The following is a 22,347-nucleotide window of genomic DNA, read 5'->3' as shown; positions in this document are numbered from 1 at the left end:
CGTTGCGCACCGGGGGTCTCCAATGTAACGCCGGTCAGCCGTCGATCAGCGAATCGTCGAAGACCTCGATGGCGGCGACGACCATGCTCGCAACATTGAACGGCGTGTTGGAAACGAAGTACTCGACCAGTATTCCGGGGGCTACTTGGGCCTTGCGATCGGTCTCATTGACGCCGACGTAGGTGCTGGCCTTGTGGTAGGGGTCGGCTGCCAGGACCGCGAGGCCCCGGTCCAGCTGTTCCTGCCGCCGGACCGGCATCGCGTCGCGGGTGGTCTTGGCCTCGATGGTGTAGGTGAGGCGGTACATACACGCCATTGTGCCGCAGGGGACTGACAACCGGGGCCGGTCAGCTCTCCTCGGAGGGCGGCAGCGGGATCTCTGCTGTTACTCCCTCGCTGCCGTCAGGGTCGACCGGGGCGTCCGGGTCCGGCTCCGGGGTGTCCGTCGCGCCGGTGAGGGCGGTGAGGGTGGTGCGGATGTGGTCGAGGTGGGCCTCCAGCTCGTCGCGGTGCTCGGCGAAGGCCGCCTGGTCGCGTCCGGCCGCCGCGGCGATCCGCTCGGCCTCGCGCTGGGCGGCCTCGACGATCTGCCCGGCCCGGGTGGCGGCCTCGGCCTCGATCTCCTTGGCCATCGCCTGCATGGCGTTGCGGTGCCGCTCGGCCTCGCCCTGCTTGCGCTCGGCCCCGGAGGTGAGCTGTTCCTCCTGCGCGACGGCGGCGGCCTCCGTCTCGGCGTGCTCCTGGTCGGCCCGCTGCTGCAGTGCCGTCAGCCGGGCCCGGGTCGACTCGGCGATCTCCTCGGCCCGGCCCCGCACGCCGGCCGCGTAGCCGGCGGCCTCCTCGCGCAGGGTGCGGGCCTCGCGGTCGGCGTCGGCGCGCTCGGCCTCGGCCCGGGAGCGGGCCCGCTCCAGCTCGCGGCGGTGGCCCTCCTCAGCCGAAGCACGCAGACGGACGGCGTGGTCGTCGGCCTCGGCCCGTACCTGCTGGCCGTCGGCGCGGGCCTCGGCGTCGACCACGTCGGTCCAGTCCTCGGCCTCGGCGCGGATCGCCAGGGCCTCCTCCTCGGCGATCACCAGCAGCCGACCGGCCCGCTCGCTGAGCTGCGCGAAGGACGGCGGCTCGGCCTCCTCGGCGGCCTTGGCCGCCGCCGCGGCGTCGATCAGCTGCTGCTCCAGGGCGCGCATCCGGTTGCCGAGACCGGAGAGCCGCTCCCAGGCCTGGTCACGGCCTTCGGTGAGCTCGGCCACCGCCCGCTCGACCTGGTCCGGGTCATAACCGCGCCTGGTCATGGTAAAGCCGTGCTGCGGAGAGACGGCGTCGCTCATCGGCTCTTCCTCTCATCCGGGGATCGTGGAAGTGGAAGCAAAATGATCAGATTTCGATCCATTTTGCACACACCCCCTACCCGGCCGGAGGCACCGACACCCGGCGACGCCGCCTTCAGGTCACAGCAGTCCGTCCCACAGCTGCTCCAGCAGCACCGCCCACCAGGTCTCCGGCGAACCCAGCGCCGCCGGGTCGAGGGCGGCCAGCTGCGCCTGGAAGTCAGTGGTCCAGTGGCCCGCCTGCTCCGGGGTCAGCCCGTACCGGAACCGCCACATCCGGCCCAGCAGCGCCATGCAGCGCAGGAACTCGGGCAGGCCGGTGTTGACGAAGCGCGGCTGCTGGGCCTCGACCCCGGCCGGCTGCGTCGCAGTGCCCAGGTCGACGGCCACGATCGCCGCCGTCCCGTACTGCACGCACAGCTGGCGGCCGTAGTCGTTGCCCAGCACCAGATAGGTGCCCGCGTCCGGCTGGGCCGCGATGCCACGCTCGGCGGCCAGCTCGGCCAGCGTCGGCATCGGACGGCCCGGCTGGGCCTGCGCCCAGAAGAACGGGCCGAACTCGACCGGCAGCCCGGCCCAGGTCAGCGAGCCGGACACGACCTCGGGGATGCCCTGCCTGGACACCGCCTGCGGCTCGTAGCGGAACACGTTCTGCGGGCCGAACGCCTGCTGCAGCTCGTCCGCCAGCGCCTGCGGCGGCACCGGTGGCGCGGGCTGCACCGAACCGGGCGCGGGCAGCGGCACCCGGAACGGGCGCTGCGGGGCCGGCCCGGCGGCATGGGTGTGCAGCTCGCCGTGGTGCTCGAACAGGTGCTGGACGCCGCGCTGCCGGGCCGCGTGGTCCCGGCCGTACGGGGCGATGCTGCTGACCCGGACGTTCGGCCAGGCCTCCTTGACCATCCGCTGGCAGTAGCCGCCGGGCAGGTCACAGCTCTCCAGCTCGGTGTGCAGCTCCAGTACCTGCTCCGGCGGCACGTTCAGCCGCCGGACCTCCTGCAGGATCTGCCACTCGGGGTGCGGCAGACCCAGCGTGGAGCGCTGGATGATCTGCTGCTCCGAACCGTCCGGGCCGCGGTAGCGGAGCACCGCCATGTAGCCGGGCCCGACCGTGGGCACACCGGGGGCGGCCTGCGGCGGTGCCTGCTGCGGCTGGGGCGCGGGCGGCGGCGGGGGGACGGCCGGGCCGCCGGGGCCGCCGGGGGTGCGTGGCGGCAGGTTCAGCGCCTGGGCGAACTGGGTCGGGACATAGCTGTCCCCGCCCGTGGCCGACGGCGCCGATACGCCACGGGGCGGAGTGCCGCCGTGCAGCCCGGCCGGGGGCGGCGGCGGGGGCATCCCGGGAACCCCGGCGGGCGGACCCGACGGCGGAGCCGGCGTACCAGGACCAGCACCGGGACCGACCAGCCCCGGCGGAGGCGGCGGAGGCAGACCCCGACCACCGACAGGCGGACCCGACGGCGGCGGAGGCGGCACCGCGGGACCCGAACCCGGCCGCGCCAGCATCGTCGGGGCGTAGTCCAGCGACCCGCCCTGCGGACCGCCCGGGGGCGGAGGAGGCGGGCCGGCGGGGCCGCCGCCGATCACACCGGGCGGGGGCGGCGGGGGCATCCCGGGAACCCCGGCGGGCGGACCCGACGGCGGAGCCGGCGTACCAGGACCAGCGCCGGGACCGACCAGCCCCGGCGGAGGCGGCGGAGGCAGACCCGGACCACCGGCAGGCGGACCCGACGGCGGCGGAGGCGGGGGACCTGCGGGGCCGCCCTGGAACGCGCCCGGCGGGGGCGGCGGCGGACCGCCCTGCCCACCGCCGTACGGGCCGCCCTGCTGACCGCCGCCCTGCGGCGGCACCGGCCCGGGGCCGGCGGGAGCGGCGCCGGGCCGCGCCAGCATCGTCGGCGCGTAGTCCAGCGAACCGCTCTGCTGCCCCTGACCACCGGGGCCCGCGGACCGCTCCGGCGGCCGCGCCAGCATCGTCGGGACCTCTCCCGGCGGCCCCGCCGAGACCGGCGGCGCGACCAGCAGCGACGGCTCGTCGGGCTCGGCTCCCCGGGCGGAACCGGAACCGGAACCGCCGGCCCCCGCGGCCCGGGCGCTCTCCGCGGCCATCGCCGCCGCCCCGGCCTCCTCCAGCCACTGCGGCGGGCTGAGCAGGAACGACGTCGCCTCGGCCAGGCCGCGCTCCGGCGGCGACTGGGTACCGGCCGGGGTCGCCCCGACCGGACGCCCGTACGCCTCCTCGTAGCGGCGCACCACGTCGTTGATCGGCAGCGCGGGCCACAGCGTGGTCACCCCGCTGTCCCTGGCGATCACCATCCGCACCGCGCCGCCGTCCGAGGACGGACCGTCCGCGCGGTCCACCGCCCAGGCGACGAAGCCCAGGTCGAACTCGCGCACCCGCACCTCACGGCGCTGGTAGGCGGGCACACCCTCGTTGATCCACTCCTCGGCGCGCTGCTGCGCCTCCGCATACGTCACCACGCGGCTGCTCACCCCTCCACCGGGACCGCGCGGGCGAAGCCGCCGTCCACCATCAGCTCGGCCACCGTCTGCAGTTCGGGCGGGTTGCCGGCGAGCCGCAGCAGGAACGCGTCGAAGTCCTCGCCGCAGGGCAGCAGCAGCTGCTCGCAGCGCTGCTGGGGCGTCAGCTGCGCCGTGCCCTCGTCCCGGGCGTCGTCGTAGGGAAGGAACCAGACGGTGCCGGCGGAGCCGCCGCGCACCTTCAGCGCGACCAGTCCGCCCTGGACGTAGCCGACGCCCAGGTAGTCCTTGGTCAGATGGTCGCGCAGGCACTTGTTGACGTACACCAGGTCGTCCAGCGTGCGTTCCTCACGCAGCGTGAGGAACGGCTGGTCGACCAGGACGCCGAGCTCGGTGTCCAGTGCCACGCCCTTGGGGCCACGGCCGCCGGCCGCCTTCAGGAAGGTCCGGTACGGGCCCGGCAGACCGTAGCCGAGGCCCTCCTCCGCGGCCTGCACCCGCTGCTCGCTCACGCCCGCGTCCGACTCCTCGGGGGCCGCGCCCAGCGGGCCCTCGCCGAGGGCGAAGTGCACCGGGCGGCGCTCCTGCAGCGGTCGGGTGCCGCGCTTGCCGTGGTCGGCGGTGGACAGCGCCAGGCCCGCGTGGTGCCGCAGCAGCGCCTTCACCTCGACCGGGACCAGCTCCATCCGGCGGTGGCCCGGCCGCGCCCCGGCCACCGCGTGGTGCCAGGTCCAGCCCGGGGGCGTGGACACCGGGGTGTCGACGTCCGCCCACAGATCGTGGCCCTGCGCGTACAGCGCCGCGTTCGCCGAGACGTAGTCGGTGAGACGCAGTTCGTCCACACCGAATCCCTCCGGCGGGTCGGCCACCTCGGCAGCGGCGCGGACATACGGGCCGAAGTCCGGGTGCCCCTGCCCGTCGACCCTGACCCCGTCGGGGTACAAGCGGGCTCGCAGCGGATCGGGGAAGTGCACGACCTGCCCGGCATAGGCGGCGTTGGGCCGACCTGTCGTCATCGAGTTTGCCCCCTGCTGGAACTGAATGCCGACCCCCAGCCTAGGGGGTGCACCACTCGAACGGATCTCCAGAGTCCGCACAGGCTTCAGCACACCTTGCGCGCACCGGGTCGGCGGCCCCTCCGGGACCCCGACTTCCCCATCCGCACCGGTATTTGGCAGGCTGTACCCAACTCACCGGGAAGCGACGGAGAGAAACGAGCAGCGGCGGGCCGCCTCCCGCCGACGGGGGTGCGACACGGTAGGTACCCTGCCCCGCCGTGCGCGGCTGCGGCCGCGGCTGCTTCAACTGCAGGGAAGGAACGACCGTACGTGGACACCACCGAGGACCGCCGCCCGGCGGCCGCCGCACCGCTTCTGAGGAACCGTCGGGACAGCCTGATGCCGATCGTCGCCTCCGCACTGTCGGTGCGCGGCGACACCTACACCTGTGCCGGGGACAAGGGCGACCAGCCGCCGCAGCTGCACCCGCTGGTCGCCGCGTTCCTGGCCGAGCTGCCGACGGCAGAGCGCGAGCGCTTCACCGGGCGCTGTCCGGAGGCCGTCCTGCTGTCGCAGTTCTTCACCGCCGCCGAGGACAACCGCTCCAAGCGCGCCGCGCGCAAGCCGTTCAGCGACAGCGAGGCACGCAAGGCGCTGCGCGGCGCCCGGATGACCTCGGTGCGGATACGCGAGGAGGGCGACCCCGCGCACGGAACCCACCAGCCGCCGTGCCGCTCGTGCGTGCCGCTGCTGGCCCACTTCGGGGTGCAGACCGTCTCCCTCGCACCGAAGGGGGCGTGACCGCGATGCCCGAGGACTGGTCCCCGCCGACCCCCGCTCCCACCCCCGCCGCGCGCTTCCAGGCCGAGGTCGCCTCGGTACTGACCAAGGCGGGATGGCATCCGGGGCGCAGGCAGCTGACCCGCGCCGAGCAGTGGGCCGACACCCTGTCAGGGCACTTCTCCGACGAGGGCCAGCGGCACTCGGTGTTCCCCGCCGCGATCGAGGCCTGGGCCGAGTTCGGCGGCATCGAGGTGACCCTGGAGGGCCCGGGCGTCGAGCAGGCCCGCACCGCGTTCACCATCGACCCGCTGCTCGGACTCCACCAGCCGCGCACCCTCGCCGACCTGGGCCGCTGCCTGGAGCTGCCGCTGGCCCCGCTGGGCGAGGAGCGGAACGGCCAGGCCCTGCTGGTCATCGACGCCCTGGGCCGGGTGCACAGCCTGGACCACAGCGGCGAGTGGTTCCTCGGCCAGACCGTCGACCAGGCCCTGAGCCTCCTCATCACCGGCCGCACCCCCGAACGCCTGCGCTTCGTCGCCGACGCGATGTGACTTCGACTGCGGACCGTAGCTGGCTGGTCGCGCAGTTCCCCGCGCCCCTAACAAGTGCAACTGGCCCGCTTGCAATCAGCTAGGGGCGCGGGGAACTGCGCGACAAACCAGGCACATGCCGCACGGGCGCTACCTCCCGTACGCAACATCCAGCGCCGCCTCCACGACGGCCCGCGCCTGCTTCGCCGGGATGCCCAAGCCATGCACCCGCTCCGCGTAGACCGCAGCCGCCCTCGCCGCCACCGCGAGCGACGCATCGCCCGACGCGGCGATCACCGTGCCGTGCCGGCCCCGGGTCTGCACCACCCCGGCGGTCTCCAGCTCCCGGTAGGCCTTGGCCACCGTATTCGCCGCCAGGCCCAACTGCTCCGCCAGCCCCCGCACCGTCGGCAGCCTGGTCCCCACCGGCGCCTCCCCGCTGCGCGCCAGCTCGGCGATCTGTGCCCGCACCTGCTCGAACGGCGGGACGGCGGAGTCGGGGTCGAGGGTGATCAGCACGGTGTGGTCTCCGAGGTGGGCGGAAGCAGCGGTGGTGCGCTGCGACCACGGTAGTACCGACGCACACTCGGCTGCCCGAGCACGATCACGAAGAAGAACACCAGCATGCCCAGCCCGGTCCACACGTCGCCGGCCACCACCGCCGCCCCCGGGTTCCGTGCCGCCACGACGGACAGGACGGACTGGAGCCGCGCCGAGGCCACCAGGTAGACGAGCAGGGGCAGCAACGGCGCCAGGTCGAGCACGGTCCGCACCCGGAAGGCGTCGTCGAAGGCCAGCGCCTGCGGGGAGCCCGGCGCCTGGCGGCCGTTCAGAACGGCCAACTGCCGACTCTCGACGCCGTAGAGGGCCACCATCGCCACCGCCAGCAGCGCCGCGAACATGGAGACGCTGAAAACCTGCGCGAGCCCCTGCCGTTGGAACCACCACAGCAGCCCGCCGGCCAGCACCGGCGGGGCCAGGGCCAGCACCCGCACCGCCCACACCGTCCACGTGGGCATCGCGTGCCGCAGGCCGATGTGGACCGGCCGGTTGCCGCGCAGGGCGTCCGCGCGACGCGCCCGCTCCAGCTCCCAGAGCCCGGTCGCGGCATTGGCCACCAGCAACGGGGCCATCAGCACCAGGGCGATCGTGGGCCCGCGCAGCGGCGAGGCCGGGTCGGCAGCCGAGTCCAGGAGCCCGGAGGCGAGATATCCGCCCTCCAGCGCGGCCACCGGCACCGCGATGAGCACCGACAGCGTCAGTGCGGCGAGCGTCCGCCGCTGCAACCGAGCCGCCAGCGGGTTCACCAGCTCCTTCGGCAGGGCCAGATCGGCCTCCTTCGCCCACCGAACCGCCCGCCGCAGCCGCAGCGCCTCGCCGTCACGGCGCCAGGCCAGTCCGGCCGCGCCCAGGATCAGCAGCGCCACCCCGGCCAGTCCCAGCCCACCCAGCAGCACGGCCCCGTTCACGCCCACCCCCACGCATTACCGGCTCAGGCGGGCATCATCGCACCCCGCCCACTCCCCACCTCACCCCGCCCGCTCCCGCAGCGTCCGCGCTACCGCGCCGCCGCCCCCATCGCCGTCAGCCGGCACTCGACCCGGAAGCCGCCCTCACCCGTCGGCTCCGCCGCGAACGTTCCGCCCAGCGCGGTCACCCGCTCGCGCATGCCGACCAGGCCGTTCCCGCCACTGGGCAGGGACCGCCGACTGCCCTCGCCGCCACCGTCCGGGCAGCTGTTGGACACCGCCAGCGCCACCCCGCCCGGGACATAGGCGAGGACCACCTCGGCGTCGGCCCCCGGCGCGTGCTTCAGCACATTGGTCAGCGCCTCCTGCACCACCCGGTAGGCCGTCCGCTCGGTCTCCTCGCTCAGCCCGCGCCGCGCCCCGCCGACCGTCAGCCGCACCCGCAGCCCCGCCGCCCTGGACTCGTCCACCAGCCTCGGCACATCCGCCAGCCCCGGACCGTCCGACGAGGGCACCGCCAGCACCGCGGCCGCGACGTCACCGCTGACCGCGTCGGTCTCCACGGTCCGCAGCACCCCCAGGATCTGCCGCAGCTCGTCCAGGGCCTGCCGGCCGATGTCGCCCATCAGCCTGGCGCTCTCCACCGCCTTGGCCGCATCCTTGTGCACCACCCGCTCCAGCGCGCCGGCGTGCACCACCAGCAGGCTCACCCGGTGCGCCACCACGTCGTGCATCTCCCGGGCGATCCGGGTCCGCTCCTCCATCCGCGCCCGGCGCGCCCGCTCGGTGGCCTGCTCGGCCAGCAGTGCCAGCTCCGTCTCCAGGCCCTCGGCCCGCTCGCGGAGCGTCTCCCACAGCCGCCGCCGCGCCCCGATGTACAGGCCCAGCATCGTCGGCGCCACCGTGATCCCCACCGCGACCAGCACCGAGATGATCACCAGCGCATAGCTGGGCACCCCGCGCCGGAGCGCGTCCGCCTGCTGGGTGCCGATGGTCAGCGCCGACACCACCGTGGTCTCCGCGATCGCGACCGCGCACAGCAGCGACATCGCCCGCCGCTCGGAGAACTTCCTGGCCGCCCCCTCCGCCCGGTACGCGCCCAGCGTGTACAGGCCCACCATCAGCAGCAGATAGCCGGCCTGCAGCGGAATCGTCGCCAGCGCCGCCAGCACCGGCAGCAGCGGCCAGCGCCGCCGCACCAGCAGCGTGCTCGCCGCCACCGCCCCGAACACGCCCAGCAGTACCGCGCCGGCCAGCCCCACCCCCTGCTTCGTCGCAAAACTCGCCGCGCTGCCCGCACACTCGGCCGAGGCCAGCGCCATGACCCCCAGGTCGAACCACATACTGCGGCGCCGCGCCCAGAACTTCGTCCACCACTCGGTCCGCATCCCCGTCACGCCCACACCGGGCGTCGCCACGCTCATGGGGTCAGCCTATGCGGACCCCGCGCCGCTGTGTCCGGCATACGGCCGCCACCTCTTACGGAAGCACGCGCGCACCTATGCTGGTCGGGTCGGACAGCGCCGTCCGGGAGCCCGCCACCACCGGTCACCACCCAACCGGTACCAACCACCCGCACCAGGGAGCACCAGCGTGAGCGACGCAATCCAGGCCGCCGCAACGGCAGCAGCGCCGTCGGTCGAGCCCGACAACAGCGCCCTGCGCGCCGACATCCGCCGACTCGGCGAACTCCTCGGCGCCACCCTGGTCAGGCAGGAGAGCCAGGAACTCCTCGACCTGGTCGAGCAGGTCCGCGCGCTGACCCGCAGCGACGGCGAGGCCGCGGCCGCCCTGCTGGAGGAGACCGACCTGGAGACCGCCGCCAAGCTGGTCCGGGCCTTCTCCACCTACTTCCACCTCGCCAACGTCACCGAGCAGGTGCACCGCGGCCGCGAGCTCGGAGTCCACCGCGCCCAGGAGGGCTCGCTGCTCTCCCGCACCGCCGACAAGCTCGCCGACGCCGACCCGCAGCAGGTCAGCGACGCACTCGCGCACCTCGCCGTCCGCCCGGTGTTCACCGCGCACCCCACCGAGGCCGCCCGCCGCAGCGTCCTCACCAAGCTCCGCCGGATCGCCGAACTGCTGGAGCAGACCGACACCCCGACCCGCCCCAGCGGCCGCCGCCAGGCCGACCGCCGCCTCGCCGAGGTGATCGACCTGCTCTGGCAGACCGACGAGCTGCGGATCGCCCGCCCCGAGCCCGCCGACGAGGCCCGCAACGCCGTCTACTACCTCGACGAGCTCTACAAGCGCGCCGTCCCCGACGTGCTGGAGGAGCTCAACGAGGAGCTGGCCCGGGTCGGCATCGACATCCCCGAAGGCGTCCGCCCGCTCACCTTCGGCACCTGGATCGGCGGCGACCGCGACGGCAACCCCAACGTCACCCCCGCGGTCACCCTCGAAGTCCTGCTGCTGCAGCACGAGTACGGCATCAAGGACGCCCTCGACGTCGTCAACGAGCTGCGCGACCAGCTCTCCTCCTCGGTGCGGCTCTCCGGCGCCAGCGAGGAACTGCTCGCCTCGCTCGCCGCCGACCTGGAGGCACTGCCCGAGATCAGCCCCCGCTACAAGCGCATGAACGCCGAGGAGCCCTACCGGCTCAAGGCCACCGCGATCCGGCAGAAGCTCATCAACACCCGCGAACGCCTCGCCAACGGCACCCCGCACGTCAACGGCCGCGACTACCTCGGCACCGCCCCGCTGCTCGCCGACCTCCAGGTGATCCAGGACTCGCTGCGCGAACACCGCGGCCGGCTCATCGCCGACGGGCGGCTCTCCCGCTCCATCCGCACCATCTCCGCGTTCGGCCTGCAGCTCGCCACCATGGACGTCCGCGAACACGCCGACGCCCACCACCACGCGCTCGGCCAGCTCTTCGACCGGCTCGGCGAGGAGGCCTGGCGCTACACCGACATGCCCCGCGAGTACCGGCAGCGGCTGCTCGCCAAGGAGCTCAAGTCCCGCCGCCCGCTGGCCCCCACCCCGGCCCCGCTGGACGCCGCCGGAGCCAAGACCCTCGGCGTGTTCGAGACCATCCGCGACAGCTTCGAGCGCTTCGGCGACGAGATCGTCGAGAGCTACATCATCTCCATGTGCCAGGGCGCCGACGACGTCTTCGCCGCCACCGTCCTGGCCCGCGAGGCCGGACTGATCGACCTGCACGGCGGCGTCGCCAAGGTCGGCATCGTGCCGCTGCTGGAGACCACCGACGAGCTCAAGGCCGCCGACACCATCCTCGACGAGATGCTGCGCGACCCCTCCTACCGCCGGCTCGTCTCGCTGCGCGGCGACGTCCAGGAGGTCATGCTCGGCTACTCCGACTCCTCCAAGTTCGGCGGCATCACCACCTCCCAGTGGGAGATCCACCGCGCCCAGCGCCGGCTGCGCGACGTCGCCCACCGCTACGGCATCCGGCTGCGGCTCTTCCACGGCCGCGGCGGCACCGTCGGCCGCGGCGGCGGCCCCTCCCACGAGGCCATCCTCGCCCAGCCCTACGGGACCCTGGAAGGCGAGATCAAGGTCACCGAGCAGGGCGAGGTCATCTCCGACAAGTACCTCATCCCCGCCCTGGCCAGGGAGAACCTGGAACTCACGGTCTCCGCCACACTGGAGGCCAGCGCCCTGCACACCGCACCGCGCCAGTCCCCCGAGGCCCTGGCCCGCTGGGACGCCACCATGGACACCGTCTCCGACGGCGCCCACACCGCCTACCGCCGCCTGGTCGAGGACCCGGACCTGCCGGCCTACTTCTTCGCTGCCACCCCCGTCGACCAGCTCGCCTCGCTGCACCTCGGCTCCCGCCCCAGCCGCCGCCCCGACAGCGGCGCCGGACTGGACGGGCTGCGCGCCATCCCCTGGGTCTTCGGCTGGACCCAGTCCCGGCAGATCGTCCCCGGCTGGTACGGCGTCGGCTCCGGCCTCGCCGCCGCGCGGGACGCCGGACTCGGCGACATCCTCGACGAGATGCAGAGCGAGTGGCACTTCTTCCGCAACTTCCTCTCCAACGTCGCCATGACGCTGGCCAAGACCGACCTGCGGATCGCCCGCCACTACGTCGACCAGCTCGTCCCCGGCAACCTCAAGCACATCTTCGACCTCATCGAGGCCGAGCACGCGATCACCCTCAAGGAGGTCCTGCGGATCACCGGCGAGGGCGAACTCCTGGAGCACACCCCGGTGCTGAAGCAGACCTTCAGCATCCGCGACGCCTACCTGGACCCCATCTCCTACCTCCAGGTCGCCCTGCTGCGCCGCCAGCGCGAGGACGCCGCCCAGGGCCTCCCGGAGGACCCGCTGCGCTCCCGCGCCCTGCTGCTGACCGTCAACGGCATCGCGGCCGGACTGCGCAACACCGGCTGACCGGGCGTCAGTCCTCGCGAACGGAACGGCCCGCACCCCCGTCCTGGGGTGCGGGCCGTTCCGTCGTGTCAGGGGTACTGACTACCTGTCAGGCTACCTGTCATGCGTGGTTGCCCGCGGCCCGACGGCGGAGGAAGAACACCGTGGCGCCACCGGCTGCGATCAGCACGGCCCCGATCCCGGCGAACAGGCCGGCGTCGCTGCCGCCACCGGTGCTCGCCAGCGAGGTGCCGCTCGGCGAGGGGGAGGCGGTCGCCTCGACCGAGGTGGACGCGGAAGCCGACGCGGAGGCCGAAGTGCTCGCCACGACGCTGCTGGAGGGCGACGCCGAGGCGCTGGGCTTCGCGCTGCTGGACGCAGACGCCGAGGGCGTCGTCGGGACGACGACCGGCGCGGAGGAGGACGCGGAAGCGGACGGCGAAGCGGACTCCGGCGCGGACTCAGAGGGGCTCGGGGAAGCCGACTTGCTGGGCGACGGGGCCGGCGAGGAGCAGTCGCCACCCGGCACCGCGATGGTGTTCTGCCGCTGGCCACTGATATCGACGGCGCTGGCCTGAGCCTTCAGGTCCCAGCGGCCCGAGGTCTCCCAGGGAACCACGACGGTCTGCGTGTCCTGATCCTGCTGGTTCTGGTAGAAATCGACACTGCCGACCTTCTGGCCGTTGTAGTCGATCTCAACCGTCGCGGAGGTGCGGCTCCTGTCGCTGTCGGTGATGGTCAGCAGCGCGTTTCCGGAGGACTGCTGGCACTGCGCGGTACCGGTGAAGTCCCGGGCCGCGCAAGCGAATGCGCTACCTGCGACACCGAGCGCGAGAGCGCCTGCGGCGGAGGCCACGCCGAGAGAACGCACGGCAAAGGCAGTACGGCGGGATATGGACACGTCTTCCCCTAACTGGAAAAAACCAGAGCGGTTACAGCCACATGGGGCTCACCGGCGCCACCCGCGCAACGGGCGTCGAGCCAGGAGACGTGGACATGACATGCACGTCTCCCCCATGAGCATCACACATCGTCTTTTCACAGCGGGAGTCTTGTCAATTCACTCCAATCCCGGCAATACACCTACCCACCAGGGGTTTTGACGGACCAAAACATCATGATGGCGGCAAAACGCCCAAACCTCCGCCATATAACGATTCGATCACCGCGCCCGTGCGTCCCCGAAGTGAGGGTGAAATCGACAAAGCAACGTATTGGCTTAGGAGTTGTACGTTCCCTGCGCCCGCTCCAGGCCCTCGGAAATCAGGGCCTCCACCGCGTCGGCCGTACGGTCGACGAACCAGTCGAGTTCCTTGCGCTCGGACGAGGAGAAGTCCTTGAGGACAAAGTCCGCGACCTCCATCCGACCCGGCGGGCGGCCGATGCCGGCCCGCACCCGGTAGTAGTCCGGGCCCATCGACTTGGTCAGTGACTTCAGCCCGTTGTGGCCGTTGTCGCCGCCGCCCAGCTTCAGCCGCAGCGTCGCGTAGTCGATGTCCAGTTCGTCGTGGACGACCACGATCCGGTCCAGCGGCGCCTTGTAGAAGTCCCGCAGCGCCGTCACCGGACCACCGGACACGTTCATGTACGAGTTCGGCCTGGCCAGCACCACCCGCTGCCCCGCGAGCCGGCCCTCGACCACCTGGTTGCGGCTCTTGTGCGCCTTGAACCTCGCCCCGATCCGCGAGGCGAGCAGGTCCACCACCATCGCCCCGATGTTGTGGCGGTTGCCCGCGTACTCGGGGCCGGGATTGCCGAGGCCCACCACGAGCCACGGACCCGTGTACTCATCGCTCGAGCTCGCGCCCACCGTGAGACTCCTTCGGGTATGCCGCTGCCCCGGTCACCGAGGACCGGGGCAGCGGAGAGGTACGACAGCAGGCAGGAGAGCCGCGAGGCTCAGGCCTCGGCGGCGTCGCCCTCGGCAGCGTCCTCGGCCGGGGCCTCGGCCTGGGCGGAGACGACGTGCAGCACGACGGTCTCCGGCTCGACGGCCAGGGTCGAGCCCTGGGGCAGGGTGATGTCCTTGGCGAGCACCGAGTCACCGGCGGACAGGCCCTCGATGGAGATGGTGACCGACTCGGGCAGGTGAGTGGCCTCGGCCTCCAGCGGGAGGGTGTTGAGGACGTGCTCCAGCAGGTTGCCGCCGGGGGCCAGCTCGCCCTCGGTGTTGATCTGGATCTCCACGGTGACCTTCTCGCCGCGCTTCACCAGGATCAGGTCGACGTGCTTGAGGCTGCGCTTGATCGGGTCGCGCTGCACGGCCTTCGGCAGCACGAACTCGTCCTTGCCGTCGATCGGCAGGGTGAACAGGGCGTTCGGGGTCTTCAGCGCCAGCATCAGGGCGTGGCCCGGGAGGTTGATGTGGACCGGCTGCGTGCCGTGGCCGTAGACGACCGCGGGGACCAGGCCCTCACGGCGGGCGCGACGGGCCGCACCCTTGCCGAACTCGTTGCGGGGCTGGGCTTCCAGGCGGATCTCGGACATGCCGGCACTCCTTGCGCGGGGGCGGGTGCCATCCGGATCGGCTCACGAAAAAGCCGCCGGCAGAACCTCACCCAAGAATCAGGGATGAGTCGCCCGGCGGCACCTCACACAGCCACACCAGAAGTGGAGCAGCGCGTCGATAACGGAGTGGGAACTCCCTCGCCGAGCAATTCCAGCAGTCTAGCCGATACCCGGCGAGGGTCCCAAAACGATCAGTTCGGACGTGCTGTGCTCAGTGCGCGCCGTCGAACAGGCTGGTCACCGAACCGTCGTCGAAGACCTCACGGATCGCCCGGGCGATCAGCGGGGCGATCGACAGCGTCGTCACCTTGTCCATCTGCAGCTCACCCGGCGTCGGCAGGGTGTTGGTGAACACGAACTCGCTGGCCCGCGAGTTCTTCAGCCGGTCCGCGGCCGGCCCCGACAGCACACCGTGCGTCGCCGCCACGATCACGTCCGCCGCACCCTGCTCGAACAGCGCGTCGGCGGCGGCACAGATCGTGCCACCGGTGTCGATCATGTCGTCGACCAGCACACACACCCGGTCCTTGACGTCACCGACGACCTCGGCCGACATCACCTTGTTGGCGACGTTCGGGTCCCGACGCTTGTGGATGATCGCCAGCGGCGCACCCAGACGGTCCGACCACTGGTCCGCCACCCGCACCCGGCCCGCGTCCGGCGACACGATGGTCAGCCGCTCACGGTCGACCTTGCCGCCCACGTAGTCCGCCAGCAGCGGCAGCGCGAACAGATGGTCCACCGGGCCGTCGAAGAAGCCCTGGATCTGCGCGGTGTGCAGATCCACCGACATCAGCCGGTGCGCACCGGCCTGCTTCAGCAGGTCGGCGACCAGCCGGGCCGAGATGGGCTCGCGACCCAGGTGCTTCTTGTCCTGCCGGGCATAGCCGTAGAAGGGCATGATCACAGTGATGCTCTTGACCGACGCCCGCTTCAGGGCGTCGATCATGATGAGCTGCTCCATGATCCACTGGTTGATCGGCGCCGTGTGGCTCTGCAGCACGAACGCGTCCGCGCCACGCACCGACTCCTCGTAGCGGATGTAGATCTCACCGTTGGCAAAGTCCAGCGCCTTGGTGGGAACGAGGTCCACGCCCAGCTGCTCTGCCACCTCCCGGGCCAACTCGGGGTGTGCGCGGCCGGAGAAGAGCATCAAGTTCTTCTCACCGGACGTTTTGATCCCGGTCACTGCACCGTCTCCTCATGCGTAGCTGACGCGCGCCTCAGCTCGCCGCCTGGCGCGGCGCAGCTGCTGGGGGGTTGGCTGGAGCGCCGACGACGACACAGGCTCGCGGCGCTTGGATGTCCCCCAGGTTACGCGGACGCGGCGGCTCGCGTCGCCTCCGGGGCAGCCCGTAAGACGCCTTCCGGGGCAGTTCGAGGCCGTTCGGGGCTTGCGAGGGGGCGCGTCAGGGAGCGCTCGGAGCATCCTCGGAGCGCGCGGCCTCCGCCGCACGGGCCGCCGCCGTCCCCGGCCGCTTCCGCTCCACCCACCCCTCGACATTGCGCTGCTGCGGACGGGTGACACCGAGGGCTCCGGCTGGAACGTCCTTGTAGATGACGGAACCTGCCGCCGTGTAAGCACCGTCCCCGACCGTCACCGGGGCGACGAACATGTTGTCCGAACCGGTCCGGCAGTGGCTGCCGATGGTCGTGTGGTGCTTGCTCACGCCGTCGTAGTTCACGAAGACCGAGGCCGCCCCGATGTTCGTCCCCTCGCCGATTGTGGCGTCGCCCACATAGCTGAGATGGGGGACCTTCGACCCCTCCCCGATCACCGCGTTCTTGGTCTCCACATAGGTGCCGATCTTGCCCTTGGCACCCAGCACCGTCCCGGGCCGCAAGTAGGCGTACGGGCCCACGTTCGCGCCCTCCCCGACCACCGCGCGCTGCGCTGTGGCATTGCTCACAACAGCCCCGGCGCCCACGCTGGTGTCCCTCAGCGTGCAGTTCGGCCCCACCTCGGCACCCGCACCGATCGACGTGGAACCCTGCAGCTGGGTGTTGGGCAGAATCACCGCGTCCTGCTCGTAGGTCACCTGAACGTCCAGCCAGGTCGAAGCCGGATCGATCACGGTGACCCCGGCCCGCATCGCGCTCTCCAGCAGCCGGTCGTTCATGATCCGCCGGGCCTCCGCGAGCTGCACCCGGTCATTGATCCCCAGGATGTCCCGGTAGTCCCCCGCCACCAGCGCTCCCACCCGGTGCCCCGCCTCGCGCAGGATGCCGAGGACGTCGGTCAGGTACTCCTCACCCTGACTGTTGTCCGTCCGCACCTGCCCCAGCCCCTCGGCCAGGAGCTTCCCGTCGAAGGCGTACACGGCGGAGTTGATCTCCCGGATGGTGAGCTGCGCCTCGCTGGCGTCCTTGTGCTCGACGATCGCCCGCACCTCATGGCTCGGCCCCCGCACGATCCGGCCGTACCCCGTCGCATCCGGCACCTCCGCCGTCAGCACGGTGACGGCGTTGCCGTCCGCCGCATGCGCCTCGACCAGCCGCCGCAGGGTCTCCCCGGTCAGCAGCGGGGTGTCCCCGGTGCTGACCACGACCGTCCCGTCCAGCGTCACCCCGTCGGCGGCCAACGCCTCCAACGCCACCCGCACGGCGTGGCCGGTGCCGTTCTGCTGCTCCTGCACCACGGTCCGGGCCTCCGGGTCGACCTCGGCGAGATGCTCGGCGACCTTGTCCTTCATGTGCCCGATGACCACGATCACCTGCTCCGGCGTCAGCTCCCGCGCGGCCGCCAACGCATGCCCCACAAGCGTCCGCCCGCACAACGGATGCAGCACCTTCGGCAGCACCGCCGACTTCATCCGGGTGCCCCCGCCAGCGGCGAGAACGACAACAGCGGCCGGCGGTTTGAAGCTCACAGCAGGAGGCTCCTCGGCATCACAGGGTGGAGGGTCCGCCGGGGACGCCAGAAGGCTCCGCACAGGCGCGCCCGGACGTGACCGAGGATACCGGGCTGGGCGAAGCAGCCGAATACGGGAAGCGGGGCCAGGTCCCGAACCGGACCTAGCCCCGCCAGAAGTTGCAACGCTCCGCTGCCAGGATTTGAACCTGGACCAAGGGGACCAAAACCCCGTGTGCTGCCAGGTTACACCACAGCGGAATTTCAGGTACAAAACGGACATCAGCTGCTTCCAGCTGGGCCGTTGCGTTCCTGCGTGGCTCCTACTATGCCGTACCACCAGCCCTCGATGCGACGATAAAGGTCCGCGCCTTCGAGCACCCGAACCGCCAGGCAGCCCCGATAGCCGTCTTCGACGTTCCTGCGGTTGGTCTTCGGATTGTGCTTCTTGAGCGTCGTCTTGCAGAACGACGTACTCGTAGCCCCGACCAGCTCACGCCAGTAGCCCTCGGCGGCTTCGACGTCGGCGGACTCGTGGATCTGCACCGCGAACCTGAGCCTGGAACGATCGACGCCGACCAGGTCGAGTCAGGCAAGGAAAACCCGGATCATATTCGGGTCACTGTTGACGAAGTTGACGCGCTCGCGGCGAGCGTAGCTCTTGTCCTTGTTCCCCTCCGCCCAGTAGAGACCGATCCCGGCGATGAAGATCTCGCGATCCGTCATCTCCCCGATCTCTCGCGCAGCGGCGGCCTTGGTGATCCTTCGCTCGTTCTCCCGCAGCTCCCTCCGGGGTGCCCAACAGATGTCCTGCATGTATTGACGGCGCTGCTCACCGCTCTGCCTGCGCGCCGGCCTCGGCATATCGCGCACCCAGAGCGAGACCGAGCTCTTGGAGACCCCCAGCGCCTCCTGAATCTCGTCGTAGGTCCTGCCCGCGCGCCGAAGCTCCCGAGCCTGCGCGCGCAGGTCGTCCTTAGCATTGGGCCGCTTGGTCCATTCGGGCGGGGGCTCGCCCTTGAGCAGGCGGTTCAGTTTGTCGTTGTTCCAGATCTTGAGCTCGTCCCTGATCTGACGGCGGCTCATCCCCGCACGCCGCAGTGCGACCACCTGCTCGCGCAGGCCCTGTTCGTCGTCCATGGCCAGAGCCTCGCCCCGCCGGCCGGAGACCCGCAGGAAAACTCGTTCGGATCACACGTTCGAGCGATTCACGCCATGATCGGGAACCCGGTTTGCGAATGTCGACTTGTCGGTTGGCGGTGGGCAGTGGACGGTGGGGCGGCAACTGTAGGTGGCTTACATGGCGCCACCGTTGCCGCCCTCCGCCGTCCGTGGCTTGTTGCTGTAGCTCGCTCCGCTCGCGGCGACAAGGCCGGGGAGGAGTGCGGGCGGCCCACCGTTGCCGGGCGGCGGGGCGGTTGGTGGCGGGGGGTGTGCAGAAACGTTCCTTCCCGTTGGCTTGGCCGGTTTGGGGTCACTGCCCATGCTTTTGGGTCACTCGTCCGACGGATCCTGCCCGCTATGTCCGGGTTTAGCGTCGAGGGAGTGACCCGAATGTATAGGCAGTGACCCGAAAAGCCCGGCCCGAGGGGGAACCGGGGTCACCTTCGGGACAAGGTGTCACTTGATCATGCCGCAATGCCCCATTTGCCCCGATCCTGGCGTACCAAAAGTGCCCCGGGTTCGCCCGAAGCCCTGCCGCAGAACCGCTTCCGCACGCCCCACCCACGACCCCGGCCCGGGAACGGCGCTCGGCCCGGGCCCCGCTCCCCCGCTGCAGTTGGCCCGCGAGCGGAGCGAGCAACAGCAACAAGCCACGGACGGCGGAGGGCGGCAACGAACCCGCCATGTAAGCCACCCACAGCTGCCGCCGACCAGCGGCGGTGCTCCGCCTCCCCCGACTCCCCGCCACGCGGGTCCCCGCCACGCCCGGCGCGGTTGGGGGTGCGTATACGGGGGCAATCAACCTACGATGCCGTAAGTTACGCAACCGTAGGAACGGTCGACTTTCGGTTTCCGTCTCCGCATCCCTGAACCAGCCATGAGGTAGCCGCTATGACGATCCAGCCCGCCGAGGAGACCGTCGCCGATGCGGCGACAGCCGTACTGGCTGAGCAACGACCACAAACACAGCAACGACCGCCGAGCATGATCTCGGCCACCCGGGGTGGGGAGAAGCAGGGGGCGGCGGAGCGGTTCGCGTTGGCCTCGTTCATCGCGGTGCCGTTCCTCTCGGTGCTGGCGGCGGTGCCGATCGCCTGGGGGTGGGGGCTCGGCTGGCACGATGTCGTGATCATGGTGGTGATGTACTTCACCGCCTGTCACGGGATCACCGTCGGCTTCCACCGCTTCTTCACCCACGGCTCGTTCAAGGCCACCCGGGCCCTGAAGATCGCCATGGCGGTGGCTGGCAGTCTCGCCATCGAGGGGCCGATCGTGCGCTGGGTGGCGGACCACCGCAAGCACCACAAGTTCTCCGACAAGGACGGCGACCCGCACTCCCCCTGGCGCTACGGCGAGTCCGTCCCGGCGCTGCTGAAGGGTCTGTGGTGGGCGCACATGGGGTGGCTGTTCGACGAGGAGCAGACCCCGCAGCAGACCTACGCCCCGGATCTGGTGAAGGACCGGGACATCTCCTGGATCTCGCGGCAGTTCGCCTTCTTCACGCTCACCTCGATCCTGCTTCCGCCGTTGGTGGGCGGGCTGTGGTCGTGGTCCTGGGAGGGCGCGCTGACGGCGTTCTTCTGGGGTTCGCTGGTGCGCGTCGCACTCCTCCATCACGTGACCTGGTCGATCAACTCCATCTGCCACGCGATGGGCAAGCACCCGTTCAAGTCGCGGGACCGTTCCGGGAACGTGGCGTGGCTGGCGGTGCTGTCCTGCGGCGAGTCCTGGCACAACCTGCACCATGCGGACCCGACCTCGGCGCGGCACGGGGTGCTGCGCGGGCAGGTGGACTCCTCGGCTCGGTTGATCCGCTGGTTCGAACTGGCCGGATGGGCGCGGGACGTCCGCTGGCCCAGCCCGGAGCGGATCGAGGCCCGGCGCGCGGCATGATGGTCCTGTGAACGAGAGCAGCAGTGGGTCGGACGGGGCAGGGGATCCAGGGGATCCACCTGTGCCCGCACGGACCGGCCAGGGGGGGGTGCCGGGCGAAGCACGTCCGAAAAGGGTGGTGGCGGGCGACGGGCGGGCGGCACGTACCAGGAAGGCGCCGGCGGCGCGGGCCGCCAGGGTTCGGATGAGCGGGAAGCAGCGGCGGGAGCAGCTGCTGGATGTGGGCCGCGCCCTGTTCGCGGAGCGCGGCTACGAGGCGACGTCGGTGGAGGAGATCGCGGCGAAGGCCGGGGTGTCCAAGCCGGTGGTGTACGAGCACTTCGGCGGCAAGGAGGGGCTGTACGCGGTTGTGGTGGACCGTGAGATGCAGTTGCTGCTGGACATGGTCACCGGTTCGCTGACGGGTGGCCATCCGCGTGAGTTGTGCGAGGAGGCGGCGTTCGCGCTGCTGGACTACATCGAGACGTCGACGGACGGTTTCCGGATCCTGGTGCGGGATTCGCCGGTGGCGCAGTCGACGGGGACGTTCGCGTCGTTGATCAATGACATCGCGACGCAGGTCGAGGACATCCTGGGCCATGAGTTCAAGTCGCGGGGTTACGACGCGAAGCTGGCGCCGATGTACGCGCAGATGCTGGTGGGGATGGTGGCGTTGACGGGTCAGTGGTGGCTGGATGTGCGGAAGCCGAAGAAGGCCGAGGTCGTCGCGCATCTGGTGAATCTGGCCTGGCACGGTCTGGAGGGGATGGAGCGGCGGCCTCAGCTGGTGGGTCGGCGGAAGAACTAGCCGACCGCCACGGGTTCGAGGAACTCGATGCGGTTGCCGACCGGGTCGCTGGAGTAGAAGCGGTGGTGGCCGGGGAGGTCGGTGTCCCAGGTGACGGGTGCGCCGTGGGCGGCGATGTGCTCGGCGTAGGCGTGGATGCCCTGGACGCGGAGGGCGGGGTGGGCCTTGCGGGCGGGGACGAAGGGGGTTTCCACGCCGAGGTGGAGCTGGACGCCGCCGCCTGGTGTCCGTAACCAGCATCCGCCGCGGGCGGCCAGCACCGGCGGCTTGGGGATCTCCTCCAGGCCAAGGATGTCCGCGTAGTAGCGGCGCAGCGCGTCCTCGCTGCCGGGTGGTGCTGCGAGCTGGACGTGGTCGATGGCGATGATCACGGCTGCACGGTCCTCACTTCACTTCCTGGTGGCGATGACGAAGATGCGCCGGTACGGGAGCACTGTGCCGTAGCGGGTGGTGGGGTAGGCCTGGTCGAGGAGGGCGCTGTACTCGGCGAGGAAGTCGGCGCGGTCGCCGGGGTCGGTGAGGGCGGCGAGGGCGGGGCGCAGGCCGGTGCCGAGCATCCAGTCGAGAACGGGGTGGGCGCCGTGCAGGGTCTGGTAGTAGGTGGTCTCCCAGGCGTCGACGGTGCAGCCCAGGACGCTGAGCCGGGCGAGGTAGTCGACGGGTTCCAGGACGGAGGGGTGTTCGGCGGCAGCGGCGAGGCGCCCCTCCCAGCGGGCACTGGTGCGGAGTTCCGCGAGCAGGGTGTGGCTGGGTGCGCCGAAGTTGCCGGGGACTTGGAAGGCGAGGACGCCGCCGGTGGGGAGGGCGTGGACCCAGTCGGGGAACAGGTCGGCGTGGTCGGGGACCCATTGCAGGGCGGCGTTGGAGAGGATCAGGTCGGGGTTGCCGTCGTCCCCCGGCTTCCAGCTGGTGATGTCGCCGACGCGGAAGGAGATCTCCGGGTGGTCCGCCTGGGCCTTGTCGATCATCTGTGTCGAGCTGTCGATGCCGGTGAGGGCGGCGGCGGGCCAGCGGTCGGGGAGGGTGGCGGTGGTGTTGCCGGGGCCGCAGCCGAGGTCGACGATGTTCGACGGGCTGCCAGGGGTGCCAGGGCTGCCGGCGGCGCCGGGGATGCGGTCGACGAGGTCGCGGAAGGGCCGGCTGCGGTGGTCGGCGTGGCGGAGGTACTGCGCGGGGTCCCAGGTGGTGTCGGTCATCGGCGAGGTCTCCGTCTCCATGTATCT

20 protein-coding genes, 1 tRNA gene and 1 pseudogene are annotated in these 22,347 nt (G+C 71.4%); 6 read left to right on the top strand and 16 right to left on the bottom strand.

Annotated features, from left to right (window positions below):
- Nucleotides 1–34 precede the first annotated feature (34 nt).
- The 4 genes from ABH941_RS35485 to ABH941_RS35470 all read right to left on the bottom strand — a co-directional run bounded on the left by ABH941_RS35485 (nucleotide 35) and on the right by ABH941_RS35470 (nucleotide 4,819).
- Nucleotides 35–307 carry a hypothetical protein gene (locus ABH941_RS35485; RefSeq protein ID WP_370134242.1) on the bottom strand — a complete coding sequence of 91 codons (273 nt, stop codon included), beginning with the start codon at nucleotides 305–307 and terminating at the stop codon, nucleotides 35–37.
- Nucleotides 308–347: 40 nt separating this feature from the next.
- Nucleotides 348–1,325 (bottom strand): hypothetical protein, encoded by a 978-nt coding sequence (locus ABH941_RS35480; RefSeq protein ID WP_370134241.1) that lies wholly within the window; start codon nucleotides 1,323–1,325, stop codon nucleotides 348–350.
- A gap of 120 nt (nucleotides 1,326–1,445) precedes the next feature.
- Complete coding sequence (locus ABH941_RS35475; RefSeq protein ID WP_370134238.1) at nucleotides 1,446–3,815, bottom strand: SUKH-4 family immunity protein; 2,370 nt, start codon at nucleotides 3,813–3,815, stop codon at nucleotides 1,446–1,448.
- A complete protein-coding gene (locus ABH941_RS35470) occupies nucleotides 3,812–4,819 on the bottom strand; it encodes an HNH endonuclease (protein ID WP_370134235.1) in 1,008 nt (335 codons plus the stop codon). Before ABH941_RS35470 ends, ABH941_RS35475 begins: the two co-directional genes overlap by 4 nt.
- Nucleotides 4,820–5,131: 312 nt before the next feature.
- Here ABH941_RS35470 and ABH941_RS35465 point away from each other — a divergent pair, with 312 nt between their 5' ends.
- The gene (locus ABH941_RS35465; RefSeq protein WP_370134234.1) at nucleotides 5,132–5,602 is read left to right on the top strand and encodes a YwqJ-related putative deaminase; all 471 of its coding nucleotides are present in this window, start codon (nucleotides 5,132–5,134) and stop codon (nucleotides 5,600–5,602) included.
- Nucleotides 5,603–5,607: 5 nt separating this feature from the next.
- Nucleotides 5,608–6,135: an SUKH-3 domain-containing protein gene (locus ABH941_RS35460; RefSeq protein ID WP_370134390.1), complete on the top strand. Its 528-nt coding sequence runs from the start codon at nucleotides 5,608–5,610 to the stop codon at nucleotides 6,133–6,135.
- A 129-nt stretch (nucleotides 6,136–6,264) separates the two neighbouring features.
- Here the strand turns inward: ABH941_RS35460 and ABH941_RS35455 are convergent, their stop codons facing one another.
- The 3 genes from ABH941_RS35455 to ABH941_RS35445 all read right to left on the bottom strand — a co-directional run bounded on the left by ABH941_RS35455 (nucleotide 6,265) and on the right by ABH941_RS35445 (nucleotide 9,007).
- Nucleotides 6,265–6,633, bottom strand: a complete 369-nt coding sequence (locus ABH941_RS35455; RefSeq protein WP_370134231.1) for a GntR family transcriptional regulator — start codon at nucleotides 6,631–6,633, stop codon at nucleotides 6,265–6,267.
- A complete protein-coding gene (locus tag ABH941_RS35450) occupies nucleotides 6,627–7,583 on the bottom strand; it encodes a hypothetical protein (RefSeq protein ID WP_370134229.1) in 957 nt (318 codons plus the stop codon). Before ABH941_RS35450 ends, ABH941_RS35455 begins: the two co-directional genes overlap by 7 nt.
- Before the next feature lie 89 nt (nucleotides 7,584–7,672).
- Nucleotides 7,673–9,007 (bottom strand): sensor histidine kinase, encoded by a 1,335-nt coding sequence (locus tag ABH941_RS35445; RefSeq protein WP_370134226.1) that lies wholly within the window; start codon nucleotides 9,005–9,007, stop codon nucleotides 7,673–7,675.
- A 181-nt stretch (nucleotides 9,008–9,188) separates the two neighbouring features.
- Here ABH941_RS35445 and ppc point away from each other — a divergent pair, with 181 nt between their 5' ends.
- On the top strand, nucleotides 9,189–11,942 hold the full coding sequence (gene ppc, locus ABH941_RS35440) for a phosphoenolpyruvate carboxylase (protein ID WP_370134387.1): 2,754 nt from the start codon (nucleotides 9,189–9,191) through the stop codon (nucleotides 11,940–11,942).
- Nucleotides 11,943–12,042: 100 nt separating this feature from the next.
- Here ppc and ABH941_RS35435 read toward each other — a convergent pair whose 3' ends face one another.
- Complete coding sequence (locus ABH941_RS35435; protein ID WP_370134382.1) at nucleotides 12,043–12,120, bottom strand: hypothetical protein; 78 nt, start codon at nucleotides 12,118–12,120, stop codon at nucleotides 12,043–12,045.
- On the opposite strand from ABH941_RS35435, the gene ABH941_RS35430 reads away from it, so the two are divergent.
- Nucleotides 12,086–12,499, top strand: coding sequence for a hypothetical protein (locus ABH941_RS35430; RefSeq protein WP_370134404.1), 414 nt, complete (start codon nucleotides 12,086–12,088; stop codon nucleotides 12,497–12,499). The two genes, ABH941_RS35435 and ABH941_RS35430, sit on opposite strands and share 35 nt — an antisense overlap.
- Nucleotides 12,500–13,140: 641 nt before the next feature.
- Here the strand turns inward: ABH941_RS35430 and pth are convergent.
- From pth to ABH941_RS35400, 6 genes and pseudogenes are all read right to left on the bottom strand, one after another.
- Nucleotides 13,141–13,731 (bottom strand): aminoacyl-tRNA hydrolase, encoded by a 591-nt coding sequence (pth, locus tag ABH941_RS35425; protein WP_370134223.1) that lies wholly within the window; start codon nucleotides 13,729–13,731, stop codon nucleotides 13,141–13,143.
- 89 nt (nucleotides 13,732–13,820) lie between these two features.
- Nucleotides 13,821–14,408 (bottom strand): 50S ribosomal protein L25/general stress protein Ctc, encoded by a 588-nt coding sequence (locus ABH941_RS35420; protein ID WP_370134220.1) that lies wholly within the window; start codon nucleotides 14,406–14,408, stop codon nucleotides 13,821–13,823.
- Nucleotides 14,409–14,640: 232 nt separating this feature from the next.
- The gene (locus ABH941_RS35415; protein WP_042407849.1) at nucleotides 14,641–15,618 is read right to left on the bottom strand and encodes a ribose-phosphate diphosphokinase; all 978 of its coding nucleotides are present in this window, start codon (nucleotides 15,616–15,618) and stop codon (nucleotides 14,641–14,643) included.
- 220 nt (nucleotides 15,619–15,838) lie between these two features.
- Nucleotides 15,839–17,299 (bottom strand): bifunctional UDP-N-acetylglucosamine diphosphorylase/glucosamine-1-phosphate N-acetyltransferase GlmU, encoded by a 1,461-nt coding sequence (gene glmU / locus ABH941_RS35410; RefSeq protein WP_370134215.1) that lies wholly within the window; start codon nucleotides 17,297–17,299, stop codon nucleotides 15,839–15,841.
- Nucleotides 17,300–17,468: 169 nt separating this feature from the next.
- A tRNA-Gln gene (locus ABH941_RS35405) sits at nucleotides 17,469–17,541 on the bottom strand.
- A 21-nt stretch (nucleotides 17,542–17,562) separates the two neighbouring features.
- A pseudogene (locus ABH941_RS35400) lies at nucleotides 17,563–18,420 on the bottom strand (hypothetical protein).
- A gap of 1,008 nt (nucleotides 18,421–19,428) precedes the next feature.
- Here ABH941_RS35400 and ABH941_RS35395 point away from each other — a divergent pair.
- Nucleotides 19,429–20,337: an acyl-CoA desaturase gene (locus ABH941_RS35395; protein WP_370134378.1), complete on the top strand. Its 909-nt coding sequence runs from the start codon at nucleotides 19,429–19,431 to the stop codon at nucleotides 20,335–20,337.
- Nucleotides 20,338–20,455: 118 nt separating this feature from the next.
- Nucleotides 20,456–21,124: a TetR family transcriptional regulator gene (locus tag ABH941_RS35390; RefSeq protein ID WP_370134374.1), complete on the top strand. Its 669-nt coding sequence runs from the start codon at nucleotides 20,456–20,458 to the stop codon at nucleotides 21,122–21,124.
- Here ABH941_RS35390 and ABH941_RS35385 read toward each other — a convergent pair.
- Both ABH941_RS35385 and ABH941_RS35380 read right to left on the bottom strand, forming a co-directional pair.
- Nucleotides 21,121–21,495, bottom strand: coding sequence for a VOC family protein (locus ABH941_RS35385; RefSeq protein WP_370134213.1), 375 nt, complete (start codon nucleotides 21,493–21,495; stop codon nucleotides 21,121–21,123). The genes ABH941_RS35390 and ABH941_RS35385 overlap by 4 nt on opposite strands.
- A gap of 18 nt (nucleotides 21,496–21,513) precedes the next feature.
- Nucleotides 21,514–22,320, bottom strand: a complete 807-nt coding sequence (locus ABH941_RS35380; RefSeq protein WP_370134211.1) for a methyltransferase domain-containing protein — start codon at nucleotides 22,318–22,320, stop codon at nucleotides 21,514–21,516.
- Nucleotides 22,321–22,347 lie beyond the last annotated feature (27 nt).

It is taken from the genome of Streptacidiphilus sp. EB103A (genome assembly GCF_041261405.1).
GTDB lineage: Bacteria > Actinomycetota > Actinomycetes > Streptomycetales > Streptomycetaceae > Streptacidiphilus.
The sequence above is the reverse complement of the archived record's forward strand: the minus strand, read 5'-3'. Positions and strand labels throughout refer to the sequence as shown.

Bases quoted from the DNA above. Each gene is read 5' to 3' on its own strand.
- ABH941_RS35485 (WP_370134242.1), bottom strand. From the start codon at position 307: ATGTACCGCCTCACCTACACCATCGAGGCCAAGACCACCCGCGACGCG.
- ABH941_RS35445 (WP_370134226.1), bottom strand. From the start codon at position 9,007: ATGAGCGTGGCGACGCCCGGTGTGGGCGTGACGGGGATGCGGACCGAG.
- ABH941_RS35460 (WP_370134390.1), top strand. From the start codon at position 5,608: ATGCCCGAGGACTGGTCCCCGCCGACCCCCGCTCCCACCCCCGCCGCG.
- ABH941_RS35470 (WP_370134235.1), bottom strand. From the start codon at position 4,819: ATGACGACAGGTCGGCCCAACGCCGCCTATGCCGGGCAGGTCGTGCAC.
- ABH941_RS35420 (WP_370134220.1), bottom strand. From the start codon at position 14,408: ATGTCCGAGATCCGCCTGGAAGCCCAGCCCCGCAACGAGTTCGGCAAG.
- ABH941_RS35380 (WP_370134211.1), bottom strand. From the start codon at position 22,320: ATGACCGACACCACCTGGGACCCCGCGCAGTACCTCCGCCACGCCGAC.
- ABH941_RS35395 (WP_370134378.1), top strand. From the start codon at position 19,429: ATGATCTCGGCCACCCGGGGTGGGGAGAAGCAGGGGGCGGCGGAGCGG.
- ABH941_RS35480 (WP_370134241.1), bottom strand. From the start codon at position 1,325: ATGAGCGACGCCGTCTCTCCGCAGCACGGCTTTACCATGACCAGGCGC.